Below are 11280 nucleotides of genomic sequence, written 5' to 3'. Positions count from 1 at the left end.
GTCGGTGTGAACTGAGCTCTCGGTGGGAAGTGAGCTGTCGGGGGGACGTGGGCTGTCGGTTGGGGGTTCAGCTGTCGGGGGGTGGGGCGGTGCTGCCGCGCTCGACGAGGCGGGTGGGCAGGCGCACGTGCTCGGTGGCGACCTCCCGGCCCGCCACGAGCTCGACGAGCAGGCCGATCGCCTCCGCCCCCATCTGTTGGATCGGCTGGGCCACCGTGGTGAGCGGCGGGGTCGCCGCGACGGCCTCGGGGACGTCGTCGAAGCCGACCACCGAGAGGTCCTGCGGCACGCGCAGCCCGACGTCGCGCGCGGCGTCGATGGTGGCCAGCGCCATGAGGTCGTTCGCGGCGAAGACGGCGGTGGGGCGGTCGGGCCGGGCGAGCAGCTCGTGGGCGGGCCGGTCGGCGCCCTCCCGCTTGTACCCACCGACCCGCACCAGGGCCGGGTCCACCGGGAGGCCGGCAGCCGCCATCGCGCTGCGGAAGCCCTCCTCCCGCTGCCGCGAGCTCTCCAGGTCGGGGCGACCACCGAGGAAGCCGATGCGGCGGTGGCCCAGCGCGATGAGGTGCGCGGTGGCCAGCACGGCGCCCGCGTCGTTGTCGGCGTCCACCGTGGCGATGCCCGACGGCCCACGGTGGGGGTCGATCGCGACGACGGGCACGTCGTCCCGCACCTCGACGACGGTGGGGGTGACGAGCACAGCGCCGTCGATCAGCGTGCCGCTGAGCCGGGACAGCGACCGGCGCTCCCAGCCGACGTCCCCGCCGCCGTGGGCCGCCCCGGAGTAGGCCAGGAGGTCGAAACCCGTGCCGGCGACGGCTCGGGAGGCGCCCTTGAGGATCTCGGTGCTGAACGGCTCGAACTCGGCGACGAGGATGCCCAGGACGTTGGTGCGACGGGAGCGCAGGCTGCGGGCCACCAGCGAGGACTCGTAGCCGAGCCGCTCGATGACCTCCTGCACCCGCTCGCTCGTCGCGGCGGCCACGCCGTAGCGGCCGTTGATGACCTTGGAGACGGTCGCCACCGAGACGCCGGCGGTCCGCGCGACGTCGTTGATGGTGACCCTGCCTCTCACGGGGACGACCCTACCGTGTCGAAAACGTTATCGATAACGATTGACACGCCGGGCGGTGGGCTGCCAGGCTGGCCGTGTTCCGTCGATGACGACCGAAGGACCTGACATGCCTCACAGACGAGAAGCCAGCGTCGTGGCGCTCGGCATGAGCGCCGCCCTCCTCCTCGCCGCCTGCGGCGACGGCGACGCCACCGACGACACCGGGGGTGGCGAGACGGGCGACTCCGTCACCCTCACCTGGTGGCACAACTCGAACAACGACCCCGGCCGGTCGGTCTACGAGCAGGTGGCCGCCGACTTCGAGGCCGACCACCCCGGCGTCACCATCGAGATCACCCCACTGGCACACGAGGACATGCTCACCCGCCTCGACGCCGCCTTCCAGTCCGGTGACACCCCGGACATCTTCATGGAGCGCGGCGGGGGCGAGCTCGCCGCGCACGTCGAGGCCGGCCTGGTCAAGGACCTCACCGACGTCGCCGCCGACACGATCGAGACGATCGGCGCCTCCGTCGACGGCTGGACGGTCGACGACCGCGTCTACGCCCTGCCCTTCTCCGTGGGGGTCGTCGGCTTCTGGTACAACACCTCCCTTTTCGCCGAGGCGGGCATCGACTCCCCACCGACGACGATGGAGGAGCTCTACGCGGCGGTCGACGCGCTCAAGGCAGCCGGCATCGAGCCGATCTCGGTCGGCGCGCAGGACAAGTGGCCCGCTGCCCACTACTGGTACTACCTGGCACTGCGCCAGTGCCCCCAGGACGTCCTCACCGACGCCGTCACCTCACTCGACTTCTCCGACCCCTGCTTCGTCCAGGCCGGCGAGCACCTCCAGGAGCTCATCGCCACCGAGCCCTTCAACACCGGCTTCCTGGCCACCCCGGCCCAGACCGGCCCCACCAGCGCCTCCGGTCTCCTCGCCACCGGCAAGGTCGCCATGGAGCTCGCCGGACACTGGGAGCCCGGTGTCATGCAGGGCCTGACGGAGGACAACCGGGGGCTGGGCGAGGACACCGGCTGGTTCCCCTTCCCCGCCGTCGCCGGCGGGCAGGGCGACCCCGGCGCGGCGCTCGGCGGCGGTGACGCCTGGGCCTGCGCCCAGGACGCCCCCGACGTCTGCGTCGACTTCATCACCTACCTGCTCAGCGACGAGGTGCAGCGCACCTTCGCGGAGAACGACATGGGGCTGCCGACCAACCCGGCCGCCACCGACGCCGTCTCCGACCCCGCGCTCGCCGACCTGCTGACCTTCCGCGACGAGGCCCCCTTCGTCCAGCTGTACTTCGACACCGCGTTCGGTGAGAACGTCGGCGGGGCGATGAACGACGAGATCGCCCTCCTCTTCGCGGGACAGTCCTCCCCGCAGGCCATCGTCGACGCGACCCAGGCCGCCGCGGACCTGGGGTGAGCACGGTGGCAGACGACGCGACCGGCTCCGCGACTGCCACGCTGACCGACCGCCCCGTCGACCGCGCCGCCGCGCGGTCGACGGGCGGGCCGGGCGCCCGCGGCGGGCGCCGCCTCTCGGCGACCTGGCGCAAACGGCTGGAGGTCGCCTTCTTCGTCAGCCCCGCGCTGGCGCTGTTCGGCGTCTTCGTCGTGGTCCCGGTCGTCCAGGCGGTGCGCTACTCCGTCTACAGCTGGAACGGCCTGGGACCGCTGGACGACTTCGTCGGACTGGCGAACTACGCCCGGGCGCTGCAGGACACCGTCTTCACCGGCGCCGTCCTCAACAACCTGACGATCGTCGTCCTGTCCATCCTCATCCAGCTCCCCCTCGGGCTGGGGGTCGCGCTCCTGCTCGACCGGGAGATGTGGGGCCGCACGGCGATGCGGGTCATCGTCTTCATGCCCTACGTGCTGGCCGAGGTCGTCGCCGGCGTCGTGTGGTTCATGCTGCTCCAGCCCAACGGGCCGGTCGACGCCGCGCTCGAGGCCGTCGGGCTCGGGTCGCTGGTCCAGGTGTGGCTGGGCGACCCGGAGATCGCGCTGTACACCGTCATGGTCGTCCTCACCTGGAAGTACCTCGGGCTGGCGGTCATCCTCTTCCTCGCCGGGCTCCAGGGAATCCCGACCGAGCTCTACGAGGCGGCCCAGCTCGACGGCGCCTCGTGGTGGCAGGTGCAGCGCCGCATCACCGTCCCGCTCCTCGGCCCGACCGTGCGCACCTGGGCCTTCCTCTCGATGATCGGCTCCCTCCAGCTCTTCGACATGGTCTGGATCCTCACCAAGGGCGGCCCGGCCAACTCGACGATGACGATGGCGATCTACCTCATCAACCAGGGCACCAACCGCAGCCTGTACGGCTACGCCTCGGCCGTGGCCGTCCTCCTCTTCGTCATCTCCCTCGTCCTGGCCCTGACCTACCAGAGGCTCATTTTGCGCCGCGACACCCACGACACGCCCCGGACGCCACGGAAGGTGACCCGATGACGACGGTCGTGCCCACCACCCACCCGGCTCCCGCCGAACGCACCGCGCGCCGCCGGCGCAGCAGCCGCCGCGCCTTCTCCGGCGGCACGCCACTCGTCTACGCCGTGGCGCTCGTCGTCGCGGCGGTCACGCTCACCCCGGTGGTCTACGCGGTGCTCGGCGGCTTCCGCACCAACGCCCAGCTCGCCGCCGACCCCGTGGGCCTGCCCGACCCCTGGGTGCTGACGAACTACGTCGACGTCGTGACGTCGTCCTCGTTCTGGCGCTTCGCGCTCAACTCCAGCATCGTCGCGCTCATCACGACGGCGCTCGTCGTCGTGTGCGGGGTCATGGCCGCCTACCCGCTGGCCCGGTACACCTTCCGCGGCCGTGAGACGCTCTTCCTCGTCTTCGTCCTCGGGCTGCTCTTCCCGCTCACCGTCGCGGTCATCCCGCTGTTCCTCATGGTCCGCGACCTCGGCCTGACGAGCAACGCCCTGGGCGTGGCACTGCCGCAGGCGGCCTTCGCGCTGCCGATGACCGTGGTCATCCTCCGCCCCTTCCTCATGGCGCTGCCCAAGGAGCTGGAGGAGGCCGCCCTGCTCGACGGCGCGAGCCGGATCGGCTTCTTCTGGCGCATCCTGCTCCCGCTCTCCGGGCCCGGCATGGTGACCGTCGGCGTCCTGGCCTTCGTCGCCTCGTGGAACGCCTACCTGCTCCCCCTGCTCGTGCTCCACGACCCCGCCTCCCAGACCTTGCCGCTGGGCGTGGCGACGTTCTCCACCGAGCACGCGCAGGACACCGCCGGGGTCCTCGCCTTCACCTCGCTGGCGATGATCCCCGCGCTCGTCTTCTTCCTCGCGATGGAGAAGCGCATCGTCAGCGGGCTCCAGGGCGCCGTCAAGGGCTGAGGCCCGGACCGCACCCCGACCACTCGATCCGATCCGAACCGAAGGACCTTCCGTGACCGACACCGTCCCCGTCCGCCCGACCGCCGCGCCGGTGCCCGAGGCCGCGCCGCCGGAGCCCAGCGCCCGCGTCCGCGACCTGCTCGCGCGCATGACCCTGGAGGAGAAGCTGGCCCAGATCGTCGGGCTGTGGGTGGGCGCCGGCGCCGACGGCGAGGTCGTCGCGCCCATGCAGGACACGATGACGGAGGACCAGCCCACCTTCACCGAGTTCGCGCGGCACGGCCTGGGCCACCTCACCCGGGTGTTCGGCACCCGGCCCGTGGAGCCGGCCACCGCCCGTCGCACGCTGCGCGAGACGCAGCGGTGGCTGGTGGAGAACACCCGCCTGGGGATCCCGGCGATCGCCCACGAGGAGTGCCTCACCGGCCTCGCGGCCTGGAGGGCGACGACGTTCCCCACCCCGCTGGCGTGGGGCGCCGCCTTCGACCCCGACCTCGTCGAGGAGATGGGCGCCGCGATCGGCGGGGTCATGCGCGACCTCGGGGTCCACCAGGGGCTGGCCCCGGTGCTCGACGTCGTGCGCGACCCACGCTGGGGACGCACCGAGGAGTGCATCGGCGAGGACCCCTACCTCGTGGGGACCGTCGGCACCGCCTACGTGCGCGGGCTGCAGCGCAGCGGTGTCATCGCCACGCTCAAGCACTTCGTCGGGTACTCCGCCTCCCGGGCGGGCCGCAACCTCGCGCCCGTCCACGCCGGCCCGCGCGAGGTGGCCGACGTGCTGCTGCCCCCCTTCGAGATGGCGGTCCGCGACGGCGGCGCCCGCGCGGTCATGCACTCCTACAGCGACATCGACGGCGTGCCCGCCGCCGCCGACCCCGAGCTGCTCACCAGCCTGCTGCGCGACCGCTGGGGGTTCACCGGGACGGTCGCCGCCGACTACTTCGGCGTCGCGTTCCTCCACCTCCTCCACGGGGTGGCCGCCGACCTCGGCGAGGCGGCCGAGCTCGCCCTGGAGGCCGGGGTGGACATCGAGCTGCCCACCGGCGACGCCTACCTCGGTCCCCTGCGGGAGCGGGTGGAGGACGGCCGCACCCCCGTCGCCCTCGTCGACCGCGCCGTCCTGCGGGTGCTGCAGCAGAAGGAGGAGCTGGGTCTGCTCGACGCCGACTTCTCCGCCGACGACGGCGAGGACGAGGACGTCGACCTCGACCCGCCCGCGCACCGCGCGCTCGCCCGGCGGCTGGCGGAACGGTCGGTCGTCCTGCTGTCCAACGACGGGACGCTGCCGCTCGCGCCGACGCAGCGGGTGGCCGTGCTCGGCCCGAACGCCGACCGCGTGCCCGCGATGTTCGGCTGCTACTCCTTCGTCAACCACGTCATCCCGCACCACCCCGGCACCGAGCCGGGCATCGCCGTGCCCACCGTGCTCGAGGCGCTGCGCGCCGAGCTGCCCACGGTGACCTTCGCCCGGGGCTGCGAGGTGGCCGACGACGACCGCAGCGGCTTCGCCGAGGCGGTCGCGGCCGCGGCCGACGCGGACGTCGCCGTCGTCGTCGCCGGGGACCAGTCCGGGCTCTTCGGGCGGGGCACGGTCGGCGAGGGCTGCGACACCGACGACCTCGAGCTGCCCGGGGTGCAGCGCGAGCTGGTGGAGGCGGTGCTCGCCACGGGGACGCCCGTCGTCCTCGTCCTGCTCACCGGACGCCCCTACGCGGTGGGATGGGCGCTGGAGCGGTGCGCCGCCGTCGTCCAGGCGTTCTTCCCCGGCGAGGAGGGCGGCCCGGCCCTCGCGGGTGTGCTGTCCGGGCGGGTCAACCCCTCGGGCCGGCTCCCGGTGAGCCTGCCCCGCTCCGCGGGGGCGCAGCCGTTCTCCTACCTCCACCCGCCGCTCGGCGGCCCGACCGACACGAGCACCCTGGACCCGACCCCGCCGCTGCCCTTCGGCCACGGCCTGAGCTACACCTCCTTCGCCCGCACGGCACTGACCCCGGCGAGCCCGCAGATCCCCACCGACGGGACGCTCGAGGTGAGCGTCGAGGTGCGCAACACCGGGGAGCGGGAGGGCAGCGACGTCGTCCAGCTCTACGCGCGCGACGTCGTGGCCTCGGTGACCCGGCCGATCGCCCAGCTGCTCGGCTACCGCCGGGTGGACCTCGCCCCCGGGGAGGCGGTGACGGTCCGCTTCTCCGTCCCGACGACGCGGCTCGCCTTCACCGACCGGCGGCTGCGTCGCGTGGTGGAACCGGGCACCGTCGAGCTGTGGGTCGGCCCGAGCTGCGCCCGGCGGGAGACGGAGGCGCGGGTCGAGCTCGTCGGCGCGGTCCACGAGGTCGGCCCGGACGACCCGCGCTGGGTCGGGACCTCCGTGTCGCGGGGCTGAGCCCTCAGAGCCCGGCGCGCCGGCGGGTGGTGCGGTTGGCGTGCGCCGACCAGCGTGGCACCCACCGGCCGAGCGCGCCGGCCGCCACGACACCGGAGCCGGCCATCACCCAGATCCCCGCGGCGAGGGACCCGAGCGCCGCCCCGGCCGACACGACGAGCGGGCCGGCGGCGGCACCGCCGTCCTGGAAGACCCGCCAGATACCGAGGAACTGGGCACGCTCCCCCGGCGGGGCCACGTCCGCCCCCAGGGTCATGAGGATGCCCGAGCTCATCCCGTTGCCCAGACCGAGGAGCACCGCCACCCAGGCGAACGCGGCGACCGTCGTCGTCAGCGGCAGCAGCGCCATCGCCAGCCCCATGGTGAGCATCGCCGGGATGCCGATCCACAGTCGGCCGAAGGCGTCCATGACCTTGCCCGCCGGGTAGAAGAGCAGCATGTCCGCCGCACCGGCGACCCCGAAGACGACGCTGGTGACGGCCGGGTCGAGACCGAGGTGCTCACCCCACAGCGGCAGCACGGTCTGCCGCGCCCCGCGGACGGCGCCGACGAGCAGAACCGCCACACCCAGCGTGGCGAACACCTGCCGGTGCTCGGTGAGGACCGACCACAGCGACCGGGTCTGCCGGGACCCCGCCGGTGCCGCCGGACCGTGCTCGTCCCCCTCCGGGCGCACCGCGGCGATGACCGCGGTGGCGGCCAGCGACGTGCCCAGCGCGAGCCAGTACCCGGCGCGGAGGCCGTTCCCGTGGATGACCGCGGCGCCGGCGAAAGGGCCGATGAACAGTCCGATGCGGTGGACGCCGGCGAGCGTGGACAGCACCCGGGCCCGCCGCAGCGGCGGGGTGATCTCGGTGAGGTAGGCGTGCCGAGCGAGGTTGAACACCGCCGTCGCGCCGCCGATGAGGAGGACGCCGAGGGCCAGCACCGCCAGGTGCGGGGCCAGGGCGCAGCCGACGAAACCAACCGCCGAGACCAGGCCGGCCAGCATCATCGCCCGGCGGTCACCGAGACGGGCGGCGAGCGCGCCGGCCGGCATGTCGGCGAGCAGCTGCCCGATCGGGACCAGCGCCGCCATGATCCCGGCCACGGCCAGGGAGGCCCCCAGGTGCGTCGCGGTGATCGCGACGATCGGCAGCATCGCCCCGATACCGACCTCGAAGACGAGGGAGGGGACGAAGGCCCCGAGCACCACCGAGCGCAGCGGGAACATGCGCTCCCGGCTCACGGGGTGACCGTGCCGGCCTCGGCCTGCTCCTCGGGCTGCGCGTCGACGACGTAGGGACGGAGCGGTTCCAGGGAGATGACCTCGAGGTCGAACTCGTCGACCACCGGCAGGCTCGGGCTCCAGTTGCTCGGGCGCTTGCGCTCGCCGGTCTCGGAGTGGGCACCGCAGCCGTGGTCGACGCTCACCACCATCCCGTCGGCGGGTGACCACTCGTTGGCACACACGCCGAAGAGACGGCGCAGCGACCCGGTGAGCGGGACGAAGAACGCGCAGGTGGAGCACTGCGCCCGGGCGGCGCGGGCGGCGCGCGAGCTCGGCCCGTGCTCCCCCTCGTACCAGCGCGTCGCGGCCTGGCGCCGCCCCTCGGCGGACAGCACCCGGGCCCGGCCGAGCCCCACCTCGTAGGCGAGCTCGGGGCCGAGCACGTCGGCGTCCTCCCCGGTGGCCTCGTACCCGGCGTCGAGCCGGTCGTCGTCGCCCACGTAGGGCAGCTCGTCGGTGGGCCCGATGTCGCTCGGCTGCAGCCGATCGGCCCACGGCACCCAGCTCGGGGACAGGAGCGCGTCCTCCCCGGGCAGGTGGTTGACCTCGACCACCGTGGCCTTGCGGGCACGGGGCGGGCGGGTGAGCGTCACCGCCCAATACCAGCCGCGATACCCGGGCGTGCGGGAGTGGAAGACGTGGGTGAGCAGCCGCGGTCCCTCGACGACGTAGCCGGCATGCTCACCGACCTGGTCCGGCCCGACGTCGGCGACGACGGCCTCCCGCGCGAGGTCGACGGCTCCCGCGAGCACCGCCTCCCGGGCAGGAGGCGCTGGTCGGGGCACGATCACGGCGGGTGCGGTCACCTGTCGATCCTACGTGGCTCAGGCGTCGAACTGGTCGGCCACGGCCCGCAGCACCTGGGCCAGCTTCGTCCCGCGCGGACCGTCGGGGTAGCGACCCCGGCGCAGGTCGTTCGAGACACGGTCGAGCTCCCGGATGAGGTCCTCGACGATCGGGACCATGTCCTCCGCGGGACGGCGCTTGGCGCGCACCACCGACGGCAGCGGGTCGAGGATCTGCACGGAGAGCGCCGAGGGGCCCTTGCGGCCGTCGGCGATACCGAAGTCCACCCGCGTCCCGGGCTTCGGGTTGGGCGCGTCCGGCGGCAGCGCCGACGCGTGGAGGAAGACCTGGGCACCGTCGTCGGCGGTGATGAAGCCGAACCCGCGCTCGGGGTCGAACCACTTGACCTTGCCGGTGGGCACGTGAGGACCTCTCTGGACGGTGGGGCTGGAGGGGACAACGGAACGGTGCGTTGCTCGTCCCAGGATACCGGCCGGGGACCGGCGCCGGGCCCGGCTCCGCTCCGGACGAACGGGCGCTATACCGTGGAGGGCGGAACGACGCGAAGGTGAGGACGTGCCCATGACCCAGCAGCCACCGGACCCGGTGCAGCAGGAGGTGCTCGGCGCGCTCGCCCGCTGGCTGGTCGGTTCGCTGCAGACCGAGCCCGGCTGGGACGAGCTACACCTGCAGCTGCGTCCCGTGCGCGACGAGGTCTCCTTCCGGGTCCTCGAGGTGCGTGGGGAGCGTCGCACCGGACGCACCGGCCGGCTCACCCCGGACCAGCCGCCCCACACCCTGACCCGCCGTCTGCAGGACCTCGGCGTCCGGCCCGGCGCGGGCACGTGGCTGGAGGCGACACTGTCCATCGTCGCGGACGGCTGGCCCACCCCCACGCTCACCGTCACGGGCCGGTTCAACCGGGACGCCGAGCCGGCGCCCTGGCGGAAGGGCGACGCCCCGCTCGACGCCACCGACCTGGTCCACCACCTCACCCGGTACCCGCGCCGCGCCGACGCGGTGCCGGAGTGGATGTCGGCCCGGATCACCGCGGCCGGCCTCGCGGTGCCGAGCCCCGGGGAGGACGTCGCGGCCCCGGCCCCCACCGCGGACACGCCGGCCGGGGTCGCGGCCCCGGCCGCCCCGGTGCGGTCGGACCGGCCGCGCCCCGAGGTGCTCCACGTCGTCGTCGACCGGGACGGACCGGTCCTCGTCGACGGCACCCGGCCCGGACGGCGACGGCTGCGGCTGGGCGGGTCGCTCGGGCTCGTCGAGGTGCTGGAGACGGTCGGCGTCCCGCTCCCCTTCGTCGACGACCGCGGGACGTGGATCGTGCGGGCCGGGGAGTCGCGCGACAGCGGCCCGGTGGTCGCCGTCGTCGAGCAGGGGCCGGGCGCGTCCACCGGCGCCGTCCCCGAGGCCCGCATCCACCTGCTCACCGACGCCGAGCCCGTCGACCTGCTCGACGAGGAGGGCCGCCTCCCGCTCTACTACTGCTCCGCCCCCGGGGAGCTCCAGGTGGTGCTCGACAGCGCCCGGCTGGGCGAGGTGCGGCTCCCGCCGGCGCCGGCGACCCCGCCGGACAACGAGCTGGTCCGCACGGCGGTCGCCGAGTTCGCCGCGGACCCCGGCCCGCAGAAGCTGCTCCACGTGCTGCGCCAGGTCCTGGGCGGACGGCTCGTCGTCGACGCCTCGGGCTCCGACGTGCCCGCGCCGGGCACCCCGCGGCCGCAGCTGCGGCTCCGCACGCTCACCGCCCCGGACGGCAAGCGGGCCCTGGGCGCCTTCACGAGCAACGAGGCGCTCGTCGAGTTCCGCCGGAAGGCCGCCGCAGGCCCCGGCGAGGAGCGGGTCACCGGCGTGGCCCAGTCTGGCGCGACCCTGCTCGAGCTCTTCCAGCGCACCGAGGAGCTCGCCTGGTTCATCGTCGACCCGAACGGGCCGACCTGCGCCATCGGCCGCAAGGAGGTCGACTTCGCGCTCGCCGCACCGAGCGCCGTCGGGGTGAAGAACCTCCTCGCCCGCGAGCACTCGACCCAGGAGCTCCTCACCGCGCTGAGCGAGCCGGACACCGCCCTGTTCATCGCCCACGGCGAGGTGGAGGGCAAGGCCGGGCCGGTGCTCGTCCGGGACCGCACGGACGACAAGCCGGTGATGCTCGCGTTCACCTCCCCGGTGGAGGTGGCCGCCTACAACCAGTCCTTCGGGGCCCGCCGGCTGCCGGCGAGCGCCGTCCTGCAGCTCGTCCTGGCCAACCGGGCCAAGGCGCTGGTCATCAACCCGTCCGGGCCGCGTGGCGTGCTGTCCAGCGCGCAGGTGTGGCACGCGCTGGGCCGCCCGGAGCTGCCCCCGGCCGCTCCCGCCCCGCCGCCGGGGCCGTCCGGGCCAGGGGGTCGCGCAGCAGGTTCACCACGGGCGCCCACAACTGCAGGCCCCACAGTTC

At 74.1% G+C, this 11280-nt stretch carries 9 protein-coding genes; 5 read left to right on the top strand and 4 right to left on the bottom strand.

Annotation, left to right across the window (positions count from 1 at the left end; genetic code table 11):
• Nucleotides 1-67 precede the first annotated feature (67 nt).
• Nucleotides 68-1075, bottom strand: coding sequence for a LacI family DNA-binding transcriptional regulator (locus tag Q0195_RS05645; protein ID WP_299275720.1), 1008 nt, complete (start codon nt 1073-1075; stop codon nt 68-70).
• 106 nt (nt 1076-1181) lie between these two features.
• Between Q0195_RS05645 and Q0195_RS05640 the strand changes: the two genes are divergently transcribed.
• The 4 genes from Q0195_RS05640 to Q0195_RS05625 all read left to right on the top strand — a co-directional run bounded on the left by Q0195_RS05640 (nt 1182) and on the right by Q0195_RS05625 (nt 6781).
• A complete protein-coding gene (locus Q0195_RS05640; protein WP_299275717.1) occupies nt 1182-2483 on the top strand; it encodes an extracellular solute-binding protein in 1302 nt (433 codons plus the stop codon).
• Nucleotides 2484-2488: 5 nt separating this feature from the next.
• Nucleotides 2489-3508 (top strand): sugar ABC transporter permease, encoded by a 1020-nt coding sequence (locus Q0195_RS05635; protein WP_299275725.1) that lies wholly within the window; start codon nt 2489-2491, stop codon nt 3506-3508.
• Entirely contained in the window at nt 3505-4398 is an 894-nt protein-coding gene (locus tag Q0195_RS05630) for a carbohydrate ABC transporter permease (protein WP_299275714.1), read from the top strand. Before Q0195_RS05635 ends, Q0195_RS05630 begins: the two co-directional genes overlap by 4 nt.
• A 148-nt stretch (nt 4399-4546) precedes the next feature.
• The gene (locus Q0195_RS05625) at nt 4547-6781 is read left to right on the top strand and encodes a glycoside hydrolase family 3 N-terminal domain-containing protein (protein ID WP_299275722.1); all 2235 of its coding nucleotides are present in this window, start codon (nt 4547-4549) and stop codon (nt 6779-6781) included.
• Between the two features lie 4 nt (nt 6782-6785).
• Here the strand turns inward: Q0195_RS05625 and Q0195_RS05620 are convergent, their stop codons facing one another.
• The 3 genes from Q0195_RS05620 to Q0195_RS05610 are packed head-to-tail and all read right to left on the bottom strand — an operon-like array spanning nt 6786 to nt 9259.
• Nucleotides 6786-8009, bottom strand: a complete 1224-nt coding sequence (locus Q0195_RS05620; RefSeq protein WP_299275712.1) for an MFS transporter — start codon at nt 8007-8009, stop codon at nt 6786-6788.
• Nucleotides 8006-8857, bottom strand: coding sequence for a DUF3027 domain-containing protein (locus Q0195_RS05615; RefSeq protein WP_299275710.1), 852 nt, complete (start codon nt 8855-8857; stop codon nt 8006-8008). Before Q0195_RS05615 ends, Q0195_RS05620 begins: the two co-directional genes overlap by 4 nt.
• Before the next feature lie 18 nt (nt 8858-8875).
• On the bottom strand, nt 8876-9259 hold the full coding sequence (locus Q0195_RS05610) for a cold shock domain-containing protein (protein WP_299275708.1): 384 nt from the start codon (nt 9257-9259) through the stop codon (nt 8876-8878).
• Nucleotides 9260-9419: 160 nt separating this feature from the next.
• Between Q0195_RS05610 and Q0195_RS05605 the strand changes: the two genes are divergently transcribed.
• A partial coding sequence (locus Q0195_RS05605) for an SseB family protein (protein ID WP_299275705.1) occupies nt 9420-11280 on the top strand: 1861 nt, incomplete at its 3' end.

It is taken from the genome of uncultured Georgenia sp., assembly GCF_937958535.1.
GTDB lineage: Bacteria > Actinomycetota > Actinomycetes > Actinomycetales > Actinomycetaceae > Oceanitalea.
The sequence above is the reverse complement of the archived record's forward strand: the minus strand, read 5'-3'. Positions and strand labels throughout refer to the sequence as shown.

Excerpts from the sequence above, each read along its gene's own strand:
- Q0195_RS05640 (WP_299275717.1), top strand. The coding sequence starts at position 1,182 with ATGCCTCACAGACGAGAAGCCAGCGTCGTGGCGCTCGGCATGAGCGCC.
- Q0195_RS05630 (WP_299275714.1), top strand. The coding sequence starts at position 3,505 with ATGACGACGGTCGTGCCCACCACCCACCCGGCTCCCGCCGAACGCACC.
- Q0195_RS05625 (WP_299275722.1), top strand. The coding sequence starts at position 4,547 with ATGACCCTGGAGGAGAAGCTGGCCCAGATCGTCGGGCTGTGGGTGGGC.